The sequence below is a fragment of the Vreelandella subterranea genome (assembly GCF_900111305.1).
In the GTDB taxonomy this organism is placed as follows: domain Bacteria; phylum Pseudomonadota; class Gammaproteobacteria; order Pseudomonadales; family Halomonadaceae; genus Vreelandella; species Vreelandella subterranea.
Map to the genome: position 1 here is coordinate 212,222 of NZ_FOGS01000006.1, position 17,937 is coordinate 230,158.

A 17,937-nucleotide genomic window follows, 5' to 3' on the forward strand; every position below is an offset into this window, starting at 1 on the left:
TAGATTAGATAATGTACCAATTAATCTACCTCAATGAGCCTCATCCCAGTTGTCACCGCTTTCCGCTTCCACAATCAACGGCACGCTCAACTGCGCGGCACCCTGCATACGCTGCTGCACCTGCTTGATAAAGCTCTCTACCTGAGACTCAGCGACTTCAAACACCAGTTCGTCATGCACCTGCATGACCATTAGCGCATCAAACTCGCCCTCTGCAAGCCAGGCATCCACATCAATCATCGCCTGCTTGATGATATCCGCCGCGGTGCCCTGCATGGGCGCGTTGATCGCGGTACGCTCGGCACCCTGACGGCGGTTGCGGTTTTGCGAGTGAATTTCCGGTAAGTAAAGGCGGCGCCCTCTTACGGTCTCCACATAGCCGTCCTCCGCCGCCTGGCTGCGAATACGGTCCATGTAACGCGCCACCCCTGGGTAACGGTCGAAGTAGCGATCGATATAGGTCTGCGCCTGATTACGCTCGATATGCAGCTGGCGTGACAGGCCCCAGGCGCTCATGCCGTAGATCAAGCCGAAGTTGATCGCCTTGGCGCTACGCCGCTGATCGCCGGAGACTTTCTCAAGCGACGTGCCAAACACCTCTGCGGCCGTGGAAGTGTGAATATCGCGACCTTCCGCAAACGCTGCCAGCAGGCCTTTATCTTCCGACAGGTGGGCCATGATGCGCAGCTCGATCTGCGAGTAGTCGGCCGCCACAATACGGTAGCCGGGGCGAGCCACGAACGCCTGGCGGATCTTGCGCCCTTCTTCGGTGCGGATGGGGATGTTCTGCAGGTTGGGGTCGGACGACGACAGCCGCCCAGTGGCCGTCACCGCCTGGTGGTAGCTGGTGTGTACACGCCCGGTGGCTTTGTTCAAAAGACGCGGCAGCTTGTCGGTGTAGGTGGACTTCAACTTGGCCAGCCCCCGGTGTTGCATAATGACCTTCGGCAACGGGTAATCCAGCGCCAGTTCCTCAAGCACGGCTTCGGCCGTAGAGGGCGCGCCCTTGGGGGTTTTCTTGATCACCGGGATTTTCTGTTCTTCGAACAGGATCTGCCCCAGTTGCTTGGGTGACCCCAGGTTGAACTCACGTCCCGCCAGCTCATACGCCTGGCTTTCCAGCTCGCGAATACGCGATTCCAGCTGCTGGCTATGCGCATGAAGGCGTTCAGCATCCAACGCCACACCATTGCGCTCGATGCGGGACAGCACGCTGATCAACGGCAGCTCCAGATGATCCAGCACCTCGGCGAGGCGGCCTTCGCGTTCTACCTGGGGGCGCAGGGTTTCCTGTAACCGCAGGGTAATATCCACGTCTTCACAAGCGTACGGGGCCGCCTGCTCAAGAGCGACTTGATTGAAGGTCAGCTGTTTGGCGCCTTTACCAGCGATGTCTTCAAACGAAATGGTGCTTTCACCCAGATACTTCAGCGCCAGGGAGTCCATGTCGTGGCGGGTAGCGGTGGAGTTCAACACGTAGGAGGCCAGCATGGTGTCGGCCAGCGGCCCCGCCACGGCAATATCATAGTTGGCCAGCACGGAAATATCGTACTTGAGGTTCTGGCCAATCTTGGTTTTCTGGACGTCTTCCAGCAGCGGTTTCAGCGCGGACAATACCGCTTTGCGGTCAAGCTGCGCCGGGGCATCCAGGTAGTCATGGGCCACCGGAATATAGGCGGCTTCACCCGCTTCCAGCGCCAGCCCAATGCCAACGATTTCGGCGTCCATGTAGTCGAGGCTGGTGGTTTCCAGGTCGAAGCAGAAACGCTCCGCTTTGTTGAGGCGTTCTAACCAGGCATCAAACTCACTCTGCTCGACAATCACGTGGTCGTGGCGCTCGCTGGGAGTGGCAACGCTATCATCAGCCGCCTTAGCCGGTGCGGGCTCGCCACCCTTCACGTCGTCAACGCCTTCGTCCTTGCCTTCCAGCAGCTCGTTCAGCCACTGCTTGAACTCCATCTCCTTGTAGAGCGCTACCAGCGCTTCTCGGTCGGGGTGGGCAATATCCAGGTCATCCAGCCCCACCGGCAGGTCGCAGTCGACCTTGATGGTGGCGAGCTGGTAAGACAAAAACGCCTGCTCGCGGTGTTCCTCAAGCTTCTTGGGCAGCGTCTTGGCTCCCCGGAATGACAGCGTTTTTACCCGATCCAGATCCGCATAGATGGTATCCAACCCACCCCCCATGCCCTGCAGCAATCCTATGGCGGTTTTTTCCCCGACCCCTGGCACGCCGGGAATGTTATCGACCTTGTCGCCCATCAAGGCGAGAAAATCGATGACCAAGGCGGGCGGCAGGCCAAATTTCTGCTCAACGCCCGCTTCATCCAGGGTCTCATCCTTCATGGTGTTGACCAGCGTGATGTGGGCATTGACCAGTTGCGCCATGTCCTTGTCGCCAGTAGAGATCACCGCGTCGCGCCCCGCCTGGGTGGCATGGTGGGCCAGGGTGCCAATCACGTCGTCGGCTTCAACGCCTTCAATACACAGCAGCGGCAGGCCGAGAGCTTTCACGCACTCGTGCAGTGGCTTGACCTGGCTGCGCAGGTCGTCGGGCATCGGCGGGCGATGGGCCTTGTAGTCGCTGTACAGGTCATCGCGAAAGGTCTTGCCCGGCGCGTCAAACACGACGGCCATGGGGCTTTCGGGATAATCTTTTATCAGCCGCTTGAGCATGTTCAGCACCCCCTTCACGGCGCCCGTAGGCTGGCCGTTGGAGGTGGTTAGCGGCGGCAGCGCATGAAACGCGCGATACAGGTACGAGGAGCCATCGACAAGCACGATCGGAGCACGGGCCATAACCAAATTCCATTGTTGGCAAACAGTAAGATGTCTGCTTCATGATACGCGTTCAGCGGCCACACTGCAGACCCAAGGTGGCCCGATAACGTTATTCAAGATGACACAATGCTGCCAACTGACGCATCAAGCCGCTACAATAATGGGCTTAGCAACCTGGGCGAGATTCTCATGGCTGTATTCACTCCGCTTAGCGACGCACAGGTCGCTACGTTTTTAGAAAAATTTGATGTCGGTAATTTCTTGTCGCTGAAAGGCGTGACGGCGGGGACGGAAAATTCGACCTTTTTTGTGACCACCGACCGCCGCGAGCTGGTATTGACCCTGTTCGAACAGGGCGAGCATGCCGAGCTGCCGTTTTTTGTCGAGTTATTGGACTACCTGGATGAACACCGCCTGCCGGTTCCCGGCACCGTTCACGATCGCGAAGGCATCGCACTGCATAGCCTGGCCGGCAAGCCCGCGCTGCTGTTTCCGCGCTTACCAGGGCGTCATCCAGAGGCGCCCAACCTGGCCCAGTGCCACGCTTTGGGTGATACCCTTGGTCGAATGCACGTTGTGTCAAAGCGCTTCCCCGGCCACCGCCCTAACCCGCGGGACCTGCATTGGCTTCATGCCATGCATCACAGGGTGCTGACTTACCTGAGCCCAGACGACCAGACGCTGATGAAAGACGAGGTCGATGACTTCGAAAGTGCCTTCGCCCAACACGATGAGTTGCCTCAGGGCGCGCTTCATGGCGACCTGTTCCGCGACAACACGCTGTTTGAAGGCGATGAGCTTGGCGGCATTATCGACTTTTACAATGGCTGCACCGGTGACCTGCTGTTTGACCTCGCCATTGTGATTAACGACTGGGCTTCCAACGAGGACGGTACCTTGAACGGCGAACGCTATGCGACCATTCTGAGCGCGTATCAGGCACGCCGTTCGTTAACGGCAGATGAGCAAGCGCTATGGCCGACCATGCTGCGCATGACGGCGCTGCGTTACTGGCTCTCGCGCCTGCTGGTGGTTTACGTGGACCCGCCCGCCCACGACTTGACCCCCCACGACCCCGACCGTTTCCGCACTATCCTGAAAGCGCGCATCACCCATGGTGCATTACCACTGCCCGAGGCATCTTCATGAACGAAGCGTCCACCAACCGTTCAGCCCAACGCGCTCGTCGCACCTGGAACATTGACCAGTGGGGGAGTGGTTACTTCGACGTGGATGACCAGGGCCAGGCACTGGTGCGCCCTTTAGGCAACGATACCGAGGGGCCAGCACTCCCGCTAAGCGGCCTTGTACGCCAACTCCAGAAAACCGGATTACGCCTGCCGGTACTGGTACGCTTTAGCGATATTCTGCATGACCGCGTCGAACAGCTATGCGGCGCCTTTGACGCTGCCATGCACGACCTTGACTACCAGGGCGGCTACACGGCGGTTTACCCCATCAAGGTCAACCAGCAGCGGCGCGTGGTGGAAGAAATTCTGGCCACCGCCGAACGGGGCCGTGGCCGTGTCGGTCTGGAAGCCGGCAGCAAGCCCGAGTTGCTGGCGGTGCTTGCCCTCTCAGAGGGTGGCTCTTCGCTGATCGTTTGCAACGGCTATAAAGACCGTGAGTACATCCGCCTGGCACTGCTGGGCGAGAAACTCGGCCATCGGGTTTACCTGGTGGTAGAAAAACTCTCGGAGCTCGATGTCATTCTTGAAGAGGCTCGTGAGCTGGACGTGACACCGCGTATCGGCCTGCGTGCCCGGCTTGCCTCCGTCGGCAAAGGCAAATGGCAAAATACCGGCGGTGAAAAATCCAAGTTTGGTCTCACGGCCAGCCAGATCCTGACCGTCGTGGAGACACTGCGCGCCCAGGATGCCCTGAATAGCCTGCAGCTTGTGCACTTCCACCTGGGTTCACAGATTGCCAATATCCGCGATATTCAGCGCGGCCTGCGGGAGTGCGCACGCTTCTATCAAAACCTGATGACCCTGGGCGCCCCGATTGATACCGTCGATGTAGGCGGTGGCCTGGGCATCGACTATGAAGGCACCCGCTCCCGCAGCGACTGCTCCGCCAACTACTCAATGCGTGAGTATGCCCGCAACGTGGTCAGCGCCTTTGCCCAACTTTGCCAGGACGCCAACCTGCCTCAGCCGCATCTGATCAGCGAGTCCGGCCGGGCACTGACCGCCCATCATGCCGTACTGATTACCAACGTGATTGGCGACGAACGCATCGATGACACGCCGCCCGAGCGTTCCCAACAGGATGACCTGCAAGTGGCCGCGCTATGGCGGGTCTTTGAGCAGTTGGCAGACCCTCAGGAGCCTCGCGCGCTGGTCGAAGCGTGGCATGATTTGCTCCAGGCGGTCAGCGAGTTACAGGACCGCTTCGTGCTGGGGCTCAGTGATATCAACGCCCGCGCCGAAGGCGAGCGCCTGTATATGGCCGCATGCGCGAGACTGCGCGGCCAACTGGATACCCGCAACCGGGCGCATCGCGACATCCTGGATGAGCTCGCGGAGAAGCTGGCCGATAAGCTCTTCGTCAACTTCTCGCTGTTCCAGTCAGTACCCGATGTCTGGGGCATCGAGCAGATTTTCCCAGTACTGCCGTTAAGCGGGCTGGATCAACCCCCAACGCGTCGAGCGATTATTCAGGACATCACCTGCGACTCCGATGGCCGCATCGATAGCTACGTGGATGGACAAGGTATTGAAAGCACCTTGCCGATTCCTGAGTGGGAAACCGAGGATGAGCGCTGGCTGGGCTTTTTCCTGGTGGGCGCTTATCAGGAAATTCTCGGTGATTTGCACAACCTGTTCGGCGATACCGACTCGGTGGATGCGGCCCTTGGCCCCGACGGTGAGTGGCAGCTTTCCAATGCCCAGGCGGGGGATACGGTGGCGGAGGTGCTCGCCTACGTGAACTTCGATGCCCGGGTCCTGAAGCAAAAACTCACCGAACAGCTGGCGGCCAGTGGTTTTTCCGCCCATGAGCAGGCGCACTTTGCCGCCAGCCTGAGCGACGGATTGGAAGGCTACACCTACCTGGAGTAGCCCTGACTTACCCGGTCTTTACAAAACAACGGCCACCGACTCTGTCGGCGGCCGTTTGCGGCGGCGGCTCACTCAACCACGCTGGTGGTAATATCCAACCCCCCGGTCAGCGTCATGCGCAGCTTGGCGCCCCGGTGCAGCTCGCCCACCCCCACCGGCGTCCCGGTCAAAATGACATCACCGGCTTCCAGGGTGAAATGGCGGCTCATCTCCGCAACCAGGGTGGGGATGGTAAAAATCATGTCGGCACCTTCACCGTGCTGGCGTTCTTCGCCGTCAATTTCCAGCTTGAAGGCCAGCGCGTTCCAGTTCGGCACGCGGCTTAACGGCAAAAACGGAGATAGCGGGCAGGCACCGTCAAATGCCTTGGCAATCTCCCAGGGGTGACCTTTCTCTTTCAGCTCGGTTTGAACATCGCGCAGCGTTAAGTCAAGCGCCAGCCCCAGCCCGGTAATAGCCGCGCTGGCTTCATCCGGCGTGGCATCGCGGATGGTCTTGCCGACTAGAAGCGCCAGTTCAATCTCGTAGTGAACCTCACCACGATGGAAAGGCGGTGACAACGGCTGTTGAATATCCACGACGCTGGTCGACGGCTTAATGAACAGCAGTGGCTGGCTGGGAACCGGGTTATCCAGCTCTTTGGCGTGGTCAGCGTAGTTGCGCCCGACACACACAACCTTGCCCAACTCGTAGGGAAACGCTTGACCATCGGTAAATTGAGGAACAAAACGCATGATGGAGTGACTCCTTATGATGCACACATAGTAGCAAGCGCACCAGTCTACCCCACCCATGCGATTGTTCCACACCTGAGTGGTTACCGGTTTGCCCCTATTAACGACTGGGCGTCGTCTTCAGGTTCATGAGCAAGAAAGCTCGGACGCTGCGCTGGCGCCGCATAAGGCTCGCGGCAACGGTTATCGGGGCGGTTGAACACGAAAAAAACGTTGCTGCGCGGATCGGGCGACAGGTTGGCATTGGAGGCATGCAGCGTGTTGCAGTCGAACAGCAGGAGGCCACCTGCCTGCCCCTTGGGTGCCTCGATGCCATGCTCGGCCACCAGCTCCGTCAGCGCTTCTTTACTTGGCACACCGATTTCCTGCATTTTAAGCGAGCTTTTGTAGTTGTCTCCTGGCGTTTCCCCCAGGCACGGCACGAATTTCTTGTGCGACCCGGGGATCAACATCAAGGGGCCGTTAAATTCGTGGTTTTCTGTCAGGATCAGTGAGGCACTCACGGCATGCATGTTGGGCATACCGTCTTCAGCGTGCCAGGTTTCAAAGTCGGAGTGCCAGTTGAACCCCTTGCCGGCAAACCCTGGCTTATAATTGATGCGCGACTGATGCACATAGGGGTCAGCGCCGATAAGTTGCCGCGCGGCGCCCGCCAGGCGCTCATCCTGGGCGAGCTCGCCCATGCGCTGCGAGAGAAGGTGCACGGCAAACAACGAACGAATTTCCTGGCTTTCCGGCTCGGTAATGCTGAAAGGCTTGTCACGATAGGCTTCATTGTTCATGAGCGTCTGCATTTCCCGACGCAGCTCATCGAGCTCTGAACCGGAAATCAGGTTGGGAATGAACAGAAACCCTTTACGCTCGAACTCGTCGAGTTGCGCCTGGCTAAGCGGACCTGTCAGGTGACGACCTTTGACAACATCTTCCTGGCGCGGCTGCCAGAGTGATGCAGGCGCTTCCGACAACCGCGACGGATAAGGATCCTTGACCATCGAAAGCTGCGCCGACGGTACATCTGCCATTTCGCTGTACTGCTTCTGCGTTTTTAAAACATTGAGAGGTGTATTGCTGACTGTCATCTAATCCACTCCTTGTATGATTAAATTTCAGATCATTCTCAGAACAATCATCTTGCAGTGCACAAGGTAGACAATATCAGTCCCCCTGCAAGGCATGCCCGCTCAGTTCATAACATGGGTTACGTGAAAAAAATTCACTTTTTGAGTAAGCAAGCACAGAAGGGCTCATGAATGTTATATGGCCTGTTTAACCCGATTCAAGTCGACGCCCATCCACATCAGTACAAAACATCACCATAAAAATCACCTGTAGAACCCCTGTATACTTTATGATCAAACACTTTATTGAGCACCGGAGGTCTCATGCTGATCCTGCAGCAACTTCACAAAACATTCAGCACGCCGCAGGGAGAGCTACCGGTACTCAACGGTATCGACCTGGCGCTTGACCAGGGCGAGAGCCTGGCATTGATGGGCGAGTCGGGCAGTGGCAAATCGACGCTTCTGCATCTCGCAGCAGGCCTTGATCTGCCCGATCAGGGCCGTATCAGCATTGATGGTCACGAGCTTTCTACCCTGGACGAACCCGCACGCGCCAGACTTCGCCGTGAGCATCTCGGGCTTGTTTTTCAGCAGTTCCATCTGGTGCCCAGCCTGAACGTCATCGATAACCTGCGACTTCAGGCCCGACTGGCGGGCCGCGAGGACGCCGAATGGACCGCCCACCTGATGGCGCGTCTAGGGCTTTCCGGCCGCGAGGCCTACTACCCCGAGCAGCTGTCGGGTGGGCAACAACAGCGCCTGGCGATTGGTCGCGCGCTGGCCGCTCGCCCCCGGCTGTTGCTCGCGGATGAGCCCACCGGCAACCTTGACGAGCAAAGCGCTGATACCGTCCTCGCGTTATTGCTCGACCTGGTAAAAGAGACGCGTTGTGCCTTGTTGATGGTGACCCACAGCGCCCGCGTGGCAGCACCGCTGAGTCGCCTGGTGCGCCTGCATATGGGCCGCTTGAAGGATAATGCCCCATGATGCTTCGCGTATTGCTCACCCTGCTGAGCCACTATCGCCGCCATCCCGGCCAACTTGCCATGCTGCTGCTTGGGCTTTGGGTTGCAAGCGCCCTATGGAGCAGCGTGCAAGCCGTCAACGCGACCGCCAAGGACAGCTACGCCCGTGCCAATGCGCTGTTCAGTGCCAACGTTGACGAGCTGGCGCGGCGCGATGGCCAGCCGCTCACCCGCGAGGACTACCTGAGCCTCCGGCGAGCCGGCTTGCCCGTCTCGCCGATGCTGGAAGGCACCCTGGAAATCGATGGGGAACGCCTGACCATCGTCGGCATTGACCCGCTCACTTTGCCAAGCAGCAACACGCTGGGCACCAACGGTACCGCGTTGACAGCCTTTATCACGCCGCCCTGGCAAACCCGGCTCGCACCCGACACGCTCGACTTGCTGGGGCTTTCGCGTCAGCAGGCGCCAGGCATGACACCTGCTGTCGATAATACGGGAGACAGTGCGGGAGATGGTGCTGGAGCTAGTAGCCAGCGCCTACCCCCGCTGGCACTGCGCGCCGACCTCCCACCGAATACCCTGGTGATGGACATCGCCGCAGCCGCCCGGTTGCTGGATCGCGATAACACCTTGAACCAGTTGGTCACCGCCCCGGGTGCGCTATCAACAGCGCCCGAAGGCTACCGGCTTACCCGGGCCGCGACGCTGGCATCGCCTGAACAGCTCACCGAGAGCTTCCACCTCAACCTCACCGCCCTGGCGCTGCTGTCGTTAGTCGTCGGCCTGTTTATCGTCCAGGCCGCACTGGGGCTTGCCATGGAACAGCGCCTGACAACGCTAAGAACGCTGCGCGCCCTGGGCGTCCCCGCCGCCACACTCGTTATGGCCATGCTGCTCGAGTTGCTGGTACTCGGCGTGCTGGGCGCCGCGCTTGGGCTGGCCAGCGGCATCTGGCTGGCGGGCCAGCTACTCCCTGACGTGGCCACGACGCTGTCGTCGCTTTATCAGGCCGACGTCAATCGAAGCCTGGTGCTGCCATGGCACTACTGGGTAGGCAGTCTGGCGATTACCTTCGGCGGCCTGCTGCTGGCGGGTAGCGGTGTCCTCTGGCGGGCCGCTCGCCTCAACGTGCTGGCCCTGGGCCAGTCCCGGGCATGGCGGCTAGCCTACCAGCGCCAGCTAAAGCGCATGACGCTTGGTGCCGCCGCGGTGGCCTTTCTCGCCCTGGGGTTAGCACTGTGGCTTGGCCTACTACCGCCCGGCCAGGGCGTCCTGGTCAGCTTTGGGTTTGTTGCCGCGCTACTGTTGGGCAGCGCGCTATGCCTGCCGCCGCTGATAAATGGGGTGCTCCACCTGCTGCAGCGGTGGCTCCGCCGTCACCCGCTTGCCCACTGGGCGGTCGCCGATATTCAGCTACAGCTGCCGCGTCTTTCCCTGGCCATGATGGCGCTATTGATTGCGCTGGCCACCAACCTGGGCGTCAGCAGCATGGTCGGTGGCTTTCGCCTTACCTTCCTGGACTGGCTGGACCAGCGGCTGGCCGCCCCGTTATATATCAATGCCTCGCCGTCGACCTTGACCCCCATGCTGGATTGGCTCGATGCCCGGCCTGACGTTGCCGAAACACTGCCTACTGCCCGCGGCAGCGTCGACCTGCTGGCAGTGGACGATGCGCAGGAACAAGGGGCCCGCGAGCGCATTGCGCTGTTCGGCATCACCCCGGCAGCCACCATCACCGACCGCTGGCCGCTGCTTGATACCATCTCAGGAAGGTCCGCTGCCTGGGCGTCGCTATCGGCGAACAGCGTGTTTATCAACGAGCAGATGGCCGTGGCACAGCAGCTCGCACCAGGTGACGAAGTAACGCTGGATACCCCGCAAGGAACGAGACCATTTGAGATTGCTGCGGTTTACCCTGACTACGGCAACCCACGTCGGCAGATCCTGGTACCCACAGAAGTGCTTATTCAGCGCTTCGGCGGCGAGGTTGCCTCAATAGGCCTGGTAGTCAACGACAACGCTGACCATCAGGCCTTACGTGAGGCACTGGCGAATAGTTTTGATGTATCCCCGGAGGCGATGGTCGATCAACAGGAAATCAAACGGCTGGCGACGCAAATTTTCGAGCGCACCTTTACTATTACCCGTGCTTTGAACGGCCTTACACTGGGCGTCGCGGCATTAGCGCTGCTGGCGACACTGCTGGCTCAGGCGCGAGATCGACAGCGCCAACTGGCGTCACTATGGGCACTTGGCGTGCCGCGTAAAACGCTGACCCTAATGCCGCTCTTTCAACTCGGCGGGCTGGCATTGTTAACCGGAGTAGTCGCGATCCCGCTGGGCATTGCCATTACCTGGACGCTCGTGGCCATCATCAACGTTGCCGCGTTTGGCTGGCGGCTACCGCTCTACCTTTTCCCCTGGGATATACTCATCACCCTGGCCACCGCGCTGGGCGTGGCGGTGACTGCCGCCGCCCTGCCATCGCTTCAGCTGTGGCGGACCTCTCCCCAGGCGATGCTCAACCAGGGGGCCACATGAATTATTCCCGGTTATCGACTGCGCTCGTGGCGATGGCATGCGCCGCCCTCATCGGCTGCCAGGAATCCCCCACCGATGCGGCCCCCCAAGGGTTTGCCGGGCTGGGGGCAAACGCGGAGGAATTTGCTCAGGCGGATGCATCCACGCCATTGAGTTTCCCCCGGGATCACGGGGCGCACCCCGACTACCGCATCGAGTGGTGGTACCTGACCGCCAACCTTGAAGACGACCAGGGCCAGCCGCTCGGTCTTCAATGGACGCTGTTTCGCCAGGCGCTGACACCCCCTGACGAGCGCCCTGCGCCGTCGCCATGGGCAGTGGACCAGGTGTGGATGGCGCACCTGGGGATTTCCCGGGGAGAAACACATGTTGCCGCCGAACGCTTTGCGCGTAGCCACAGTGAACACGCCAATGGGCAAGCGGGCGTCGAAGCGGCGCCGTTTCAGGCCTGGATTGATGACTGGTCACTCGAAAGCCGGCCAGACGCCAACTTTGAGGATTTTACCCTACAGGCCTACAGCGGTGAGGGGGCTGAGCGTTCGGGTTACACGCTTAACCTCAGCGCTCAAGGCCCATTGATCTGGCACGGAGAGAATGGGTTTAATGCGAAAACCGTCGAGGGCCAGGGGTCGCGCTACTACAGCCAGCCGTTCCTAAACATCACCGGCCGTGTCACGCTGAACGGTGAAACCCGCGAAGTCAGCGGCCAAGGCTGGCTGGACCGCGAATGGAGCAGCCAACTGCTCACCCCGGAACAGACCGGCTGGGACTGGTTTTCGCTGCATCTGGACGATGGGCGCAAGCTGATGGCCTACCGGTTAAGAGGCGGCGGCGAAGCCGGGGGCGACTATGTCTTTGCTCATTTAATCTCGGCGGATGGGCAGACCCAGCTCATCGGCGCCGACCGCGTCACGCTGACGCCGTTGGCAACGCAGACCGTCGCCAACCGAGATATCCCCACGCGCTGGTCGCTGACGCTGCCCGACGCCGACCTGCAGCTTACCGTCGAAGCACGCCACCCAAATCGCTGGATGCCCACTTCGGTACCCTACTGGGAAGGCGATGTCGTAGTTCGCCAGGCAGAAACGCAGGAAAAGATCGGGGTTGGCTATCTGGAGATGACGGGGTATTGATCAAACACTATGGATCGTGCTGGCAAGGCGTCAACTTGGCTTAGGCGCGCTCAAGGAAGAGGGCCATCAGGGGGGTATTGATGTAGAAGTTGCTGCGGCCGACTTTGGTTTTGTCCAGCAGGCCGATGCTGGCCAACTCATCAAGATATTTGGTAGCGGTAATACGGCTGACGGCCAAATCTTCCATCACGAACTCGATTTTCGTATATGGGTGGTTGAACAAGTTGTTCAGCAGTTCCTGCCGGTAGATTTTGGGGCATTCATCACGCATACGGTGTTTGGTGTGCTGCATCAATTCACGGATCTGACCAATCAGGTCAATGGTTTGCTGAGCGGTCTGGCTGATACCTTCCAGCATATAAAGAAGCCACGGCTCCCAGTTACCGGTATCGCGCACGGCCTGTAGTTGCCGGTTTTAGTCGGCTTTGGTCTGGATCAGATAGCGGCTGAGATACAACACGGGCAAGTCGAGAAGACCTTTAGCGACCAGGTACAGCATGTTGATGATACGCCCCGTCCGGCCGTTGCCATCATAGAACGGGTGAACGCTTTCAAACTGATGGTGGATGATGGCCATTTTGACCAATGGGTCGGCGTCACACAGTTCGTCATCGTTAATGTAGTCCACCAGGTTGCTCATCAACGCTTCGATTTCCTGGGCTGACTGGGGCGGCTCATAGACCACCTCCCCAGAAATCTATACATATCGGGATGGATATGCAAAGGAAACGGCATTTTTCTTTGCATGTGAAGCTGAAAATATATAAATCACGACAATATTTAGCGATTTACCATGGTTGCTTAGTCTGAAACATGTGAGAAAACTAAGACATAGCGTCAGATGTAGAAGATACACTCGCAGCATCTCAGCAATAAAATCAAATGACTGTGACAAAAAATGACTGTGAAAAAAGGGCAACGCTATGTAGAGAACGACAGAAATGAAAAAAGCCGCCCTGGAAGGCGGCTTTTTAAGATTCTTTAACGTGCTTTTTAAAACCACTTTCAGTGGTGCCGACACCAGGAGTCGAACCCGGGACCTACTGATTACAAGTCAGTTGCTCTACCAACTGAGCTATGTCGGCTACACGTAATGTCAGCAATGGCTGGGGTACCAGGATTCGAACCTGGGAATGCCGATACCAAAAACCGGTGCCTTACCACTTGGCTATACCCCAGCAGTGTGGTGGCCAGAGACGGAATCGAACCGCCGACACGGGGATTTTCAATCCCCTGCTCTACCGACTGAGCTATCTGGCCGCTGCCAACGGTGCGTATTAAACAAGAATCTCGGCTTTCCGTCAACTCCTTTGTAAAACTTTCCGTTTTGTCGGCAAGTTACGTGGCTTGCGACGGTGGCACGTAGCCTTCGGCCTGGTCGGTTTCCTGATTGTCGAAAAAGCGATGCATCTGCTCCATCAGGTAGGCGCGTGCGTCGGGGTCTAGCATGTTGAGGTGTTTTTCATTGATCAAGCGCGTTTGCAAAGCCTGCCAGTCTTCCCAGGCCTGCTTGGAAACGGTTGCCTGGATTTCCTGGCCCTGCTTGCCCGGCAGGGGGGGAAACGGCAGGGCTTCCAGCTCTTGTTGATACTTGCGGCAAAATACGGTCTGCGGCATGGGGGTAGCTCCTAGGTCTGGCGGTTACTCAGGGTCACGCATGCCCTGGCGTCGACGTCAGTGTGAAAGGGGTGAGTTGATTGATCAGCGACTTTACGGGGGCGGCCAGGCCGAGCTCAGCGGGTTGGCTGGGATCGTACCAGACGCCTCCGTCGCGCACGCCCTTCAGCCTATCGCAACTGACTGGCTGCGGGGTAATCGCCAGGCGAAAATGGCTGAAGGTGTGCTGAAAACGGGCCAACGGCGGCAAATGCTCAGGCGCCAGCACATGGTCATCCAACCATGAGGCCAGTTGGCTTTGGCTGTCAAACTGCGGCAGGCTCCAAAGCCCACCCCAAAGCCCACTTGCCGGGCGTTGTTCAAGCCACACCCGCCCGTCAGGGTCGTACAACATCAACATGATGGTTTCCCGAGTGGGCAAGGGTTTCTTGGGCTTGGATTCGGGATAGCGCTTTGTCTCGCCTCGCGCGTAGGCCAGGCACACATCATTGAAAGGACAATGCCCGCAAAGCGGGGCGCTGCGTTTACATAGCGTGGCGCCAAAATCCATCATGGCCTGGGTGTAATCCGCCAAGCGCGAGTCGGGCGTGTAGTAGTCAGCGAGTGCCCACAACTTGCGCTCTATGGCAGGCTTACCCGGCCAGCCCGCTACCGCATGCAAGCGTGTCAGCGAACGCTTGACGTTGCCATCCAGAATAGCAGCACGCCGCCCGGTGCTCTGGGCGATAATCGCTCCCGCCGTCGAGCGGCCGATGCCGGGTAACGCCATGAGCGTCTCGACGCTGTCGGTGGGTAGCTCCCCATCGTGATCCTCAAGCGCCACTTGCGCGGCTTTATGCAGGTTACGCGCTCGGGCGTAATAACCAAGCCCGGTCCATAAGTGAAGGACTTCGTCCTGCGGGGCCTTGGCCAGCGCCTCCAACGTCGGAAAACGCGCCATAAAGCGCTCGAAATAGGCAATGACCGTGGCCACCTGGGTCTGTTGCAACATGATTTCCGAGACCCAGACACGGTAGGCACTTCTCGGCGACTGCCAGGGCAGATCATGGCGACCGTAGCGATCAAACCAGTCCAGCAAGCGCTGTTGAAACACCTCAGCGGCCAGCCGCGGCGCGGGCATGTCCGTCATGCAAACTCCTTAATCAAGCATTGCGCTGATATAAAAAAACAGCGCCGATTCAACACCGGCGCTGTTCGGGCTGGTGGCAACTAATCAAATAAACGCTGCAACCCCTCACGCAATGCATTGCCACTGCCCTCACCGAGACGCTCGTCAAGTGAATCAAGCGATTCACCCAGGCGCTCCTCAAGGGCTTTGCTTACCTGCCCGCCGGCCTCTTCCTGAATGAATTCGACAACAGCGCCCTGAAAGGCATCACGATCAAAACGGCACCACTCGCCCCGAGCGTCGCTGATATGGCCCTCGCAACGCAATGGCAACGGTAACGCTTCGAGACGAGGATTGACATCACACGCGGCATCGGCGGTATCCACGAGCCTGGCATTGGCCTGGGTATCAAACCGTTGGCTGGTGAGGTCGTATTGACCCTCGCCCTTTACGTCGATCCCCGGCACGGTAATCAGCAAATCGTCGCTTCGCACCACGCCGTCTCGAACCTGCAGCGTGGCGGCAAACTCTTCGAAGGCGGTATCGCTTGACCAGTCACGCTGGACTTCTTCGCCCTCCAACTGGGCCGCAAGCTCGCACATCTCTTGAGAGACATTGATGTCAAGAATGGCACCCTCCGTTAACCGGGCCTCCAGGTCGCCATTGAGGTGGCGCAGCAATGCCTCGCGTTGATTACCGCGCGAGGTGAGATCACCACTCATATTGAGTCGCCCCCTCAGAGGAGAGGCCTCTTCACCCTCGCTGAGCGTCTCGATAAGCGGCGCTACCTGAACATTCTGTATCGTGGGTGATAGCGCCCACTGCAGTTCCTCCGCTCTGGCGTCTATGCGCCCGTTGGCGGTCAACTCGCCTTCATAAAAGTCTGCTTCAAAATTGCTTAGCCGATGCAGGCCTTGATCGCCCTCCAACTGGAGGCGCGTATCGCTGAACGCCATACCCGCAAGCTCCAGCGACTCGATACTCAGGTTGCCATTTACGCTTGACGACGCCAGCCATGCCTGAGGCAGAAGCTCAGCCGAGCCGTCGGCAACGGCGGCATTGATAACCCCCAGGCTCGCTTGCTGTTCGGTTTCTTGGCGCGGCAGATAACGGTCCAGGTTGAGCGCGTCACCTTGCAGATCAAACTCGACACGCGACCCGTCCAGTCGCGACGCGATATTGCCAGTAAAGGTGCTATCGTCCACCACCAACGACAGGCTGGGGAATGCTATTTTCTGCAGATCCCCCTCAATGGGGCTGGTCATGGCGACATCGCTGAACGCTGCTTCACTGGCCGTCTCAAGCGTCACACCTGCCCGTGCCAACCATGGGCGCAGGGTGAATGGCGCGGCAGTCAGTTGCCCCTGATAGCGCGGCGCATCGCGCAACGCCGACACATTAAGATGACCGCTTACACGCAGACTATCAGGCCCGGTCAGCTGCATGTCTTTTAACCGAGCGGTTTGCGCCTGCCAGTCCCCCTCCAGGCCAAACGCAAGTGCCAGCGTCAAACCTCCGTCCCAGTTTTCCGGATGGCGAAGCGTGGTTTCCAGCTTTCCATCGCGAATGCTCAGTTGCTGTTCAGCGAGCCGGACAGTGGCTTCGGCCGCTGATAGGTCCAGCTGTTGCGGTTCGCCTTCCGCCTCAAACCGTGTGCGCGTACTAAGCTGGGTATTTTCCAGCACGAACCTCTTCTCGGACAAGCCAAGCTGCATGCGGGTTTCCAGGCCGATATCGCTTGATAGATTGGGCGCCCGCTCCAATGCTTCAGCATCCAGATTATTGTGCTTGGTCAAGGTGAACATGGCTTTAAGCGGAAAGGCGCGAACGGGATTGACGTTACTGCCAGAGATACTCAGGTCCTGTACATGCCACAGCGCCTGGGACTGCTCATCCCGGAAACGAATATTGGCATCGCTAATATTGACATTGGCAATACTCAGCACGACTTCCAGGTTGCCAGCATCCACGTTAGGCCCCGCACTCGCTGGCGCCAGCACGGTTTCCGCTTCTTCACTTTGCTCGACAAGCCTTTCCAGAAGCGGCTCCCAATTGCCCTCACCGTCGGCATCACGCCGCAGGTTGAGACGCACGCCGTTCAGGGTCAAGCCATCAACAGCAATTTCGCCACGTAACAAGGGGGCAAATGCGACGCTGACCTCGGCACGGTCAACAGACGCAAATGCCGTGTCTTCTTCGTTTTGGCTGGGCAGCCTTGCATTGGCTGTCTCTACGCTGACACCGATACGCGGATAAAACGACCAGTTAATCGGTCCGTCCAGGTCCAGGTTAAGTCCTGTTTGCTCTTCGAACACGGCGGTGAGGCGAGGCTTAAAATCTTCCGGGTCTAAAAATGTCGTGACGTACACAACAGCCGCGACGGCCACAATCGCCAAAATACCGATTGCAGCAAGTACAATACGTAATAACTGTCTCATGCCCTTTCCTTATTGGGTTGAATTCAACGAGGGTCTAATTCAACGAAATCACTGGTCGCCGGGGTCTCTGAAGACGGCTTTTCAGTGTTTGCGACGGGCCGGTACCCCAGCTTTGACAACAAGACGCGGTCTGCCAACGGTAGCGACGACGTGGCGATGCGCAAGACACGCCCATCCTGCTTGGCTTTTTCACCGAGCAATGCCATCAAACGGGACCCCACGCCCCGGCGCCGGGTTGTCTTGCGAACACACAAGTCCGATAGCCACCAGGCGCCGTCTTGCGCCTGTTTGATCGCGACGGCCCCCAACAAACGGTCATTGAAATGGGCGCAGCCGAAAAAATGTTGTTGCAAATGCTGCTCGATAAAAGGCTCGACCGTTGGGCTGGGCATTCGATCCTTTGGCGCATCATAATAGATGCGCACCAAGTCAAGGCGCACTTGCTCATCGGCTTGCCATCGGGCCTTGTCGACGTAGTGCAGTGTCACCGGCATGGA

14 protein-coding genes and 3 tRNA genes are annotated in these 17,937 nt (G+C 58.8%); 5 read left to right on the forward strand and 12 right to left on the reverse strand.

Annotation, left to right across the window (positions count from 1 at the left end; genetic code table 11):
- Positions 1-30 precede the first annotated feature (30 nt).
- Positions 31-2,796, reverse strand: a complete 2,766-nt coding sequence (polA, locus tag BMX75_RS10645) for a DNA polymerase I (protein WP_092827747.1) — start codon at positions 2,794-2,796, stop codon at positions 31-33.
- Positions 2,797-2,967: 171 nt separating this feature from the next.
- Between polA and BMX75_RS10650 the strand changes: the two genes are divergently transcribed.
- A complete protein-coding gene (locus tag BMX75_RS10650; protein WP_092827815.1) occupies positions 2,968-3,927 on the forward strand; it encodes a homoserine kinase in 960 nt (319 codons plus the stop codon).
- Positions 3,924-5,840 carry a biosynthetic arginine decarboxylase gene (gene speA / locus BMX75_RS10655; protein ID WP_092827749.1) on the forward strand — a complete coding sequence of 639 codons (1,917 nt, stop codon included), beginning with the start codon at positions 3,924-3,926 and terminating at the stop codon, positions 5,838-5,840. Before BMX75_RS10650 ends, speA begins: the two co-directional genes overlap by 4 nt.
- Before the next feature lie 68 nt (positions 5,841-5,908).
- Here speA and BMX75_RS10660 read toward each other — a convergent pair whose 3' ends face one another.
- A complete protein-coding gene (locus BMX75_RS10660; RefSeq protein ID WP_092827751.1) occupies positions 5,909-6,574 on the reverse strand; it encodes a fumarylacetoacetate hydrolase family protein in 666 nt (221 codons plus the stop codon).
- A gap of 83 nt (positions 6,575-6,657) precedes the next feature.
- Positions 6,658-7,653, reverse strand: a complete 996-nt coding sequence (gene thpD / locus BMX75_RS10665) for an ectoine hydroxylase (RefSeq protein WP_092827753.1) — start codon at positions 7,651-7,653, stop codon at positions 6,658-6,660.
- A gap of 303 nt (positions 7,654-7,956) precedes the next feature.
- On the opposite strand from thpD, the gene BMX75_RS10670 reads away from it, so the two are divergent.
- From BMX75_RS10670 to BMX75_RS10680, 3 genes are read left to right on the forward strand one after another with little or no spacing between them, the layout of a single operon-like run.
- Positions 7,957-8,622 carry an ABC transporter ATP-binding protein gene (locus tag BMX75_RS10670; RefSeq protein WP_092827755.1) on the forward strand — a complete coding sequence of 222 codons (666 nt, stop codon included), beginning with the start codon at positions 7,957-7,959 and terminating at the stop codon, positions 8,620-8,622.
- Positions 8,619-11,144 carry an ABC transporter permease gene (locus BMX75_RS10675; protein WP_245748486.1) on the forward strand — a complete coding sequence of 842 codons (2,526 nt, stop codon included), beginning with the start codon at positions 8,619-8,621 and terminating at the stop codon, positions 11,142-11,144. The genes BMX75_RS10670 and BMX75_RS10675 overlap by 4 nt, the downstream gene beginning before the upstream one ends.
- Entirely contained in the window at positions 11,141-12,277 is a 1,137-nt protein-coding gene (locus BMX75_RS10680) for a lipocalin-like domain-containing protein (protein ID WP_092827757.1), read from the forward strand. Before BMX75_RS10675 ends, BMX75_RS10680 begins: the two co-directional genes overlap by 4 nt.
- Positions 12,278-12,317: 40 nt before the next feature.
- Here BMX75_RS10680 and BMX75_RS18150 read toward each other — a convergent pair whose 3' ends face one another.
- The 9 genes from BMX75_RS18150 to BMX75_RS10720 all read right to left on the reverse strand — a co-directional run bounded on the left by BMX75_RS18150 (position 12,318) and on the right by BMX75_RS10720 (position 17,934).
- Complete coding sequence (locus BMX75_RS18150) at positions 12,318-12,635, reverse strand: Fic family protein (RefSeq protein ID WP_217639874.1); 318 nt, start codon at positions 12,633-12,635, stop codon at positions 12,318-12,320.
- Between the two features lie 57 nt (positions 12,636-12,692).
- Positions 12,693-12,962, reverse strand: a complete 270-nt coding sequence (locus tag BMX75_RS18155; protein WP_281244552.1) for a Fic family protein — start codon at positions 12,960-12,962, stop codon at positions 12,693-12,695.
- Between the two features lie 324 nt (positions 12,963-13,286).
- Positions 13,287-13,362 (reverse strand) — tRNA-Thr (locus BMX75_RS10690).
- Positions 13,363-13,380: 18 nt separating this feature from the next.
- Positions 13,381-13,455, reverse strand: a tRNA-Gln gene (locus BMX75_RS10695).
- Between the two features lie 6 nt (positions 13,456-13,461).
- Positions 13,462-13,537: transfer RNA gene (locus tag BMX75_RS10700), tRNA-Phe, on the reverse strand.
- A gap of 78 nt (positions 13,538-13,615) precedes the next feature.
- A complete protein-coding gene (locus tag BMX75_RS10705) occupies positions 13,616-13,894 on the reverse strand; it encodes an oxidative damage protection protein (protein WP_092827759.1) in 279 nt (92 codons plus the stop codon).
- Positions 13,895-13,928: 34 nt separating this feature from the next.
- Positions 13,929-15,023 carry an A/G-specific adenine glycosylase gene (mutY, locus tag BMX75_RS10710; RefSeq protein WP_092827761.1) on the reverse strand — a complete coding sequence of 365 codons (1,095 nt, stop codon included), beginning with the start codon at positions 15,021-15,023 and terminating at the stop codon, positions 13,929-13,931.
- 80 nt (positions 15,024-15,103) lie between these two features.
- Positions 15,104-17,440 carry an AsmA family protein gene (locus tag BMX75_RS10715; protein WP_092827763.1) on the reverse strand — a complete coding sequence of 779 codons (2,337 nt, stop codon included), beginning with the start codon at positions 17,438-17,440 and terminating at the stop codon, positions 15,104-15,106.
- 23 nt (positions 17,441-17,463) lie between these two features.
- Positions 17,464-17,934, reverse strand: a complete 471-nt coding sequence (locus BMX75_RS10720; protein ID WP_092827765.1) for a GNAT family N-acetyltransferase — start codon at positions 17,932-17,934, stop codon at positions 17,464-17,466.
- Positions 17,935-17,937 lie beyond the last annotated feature (3 nt).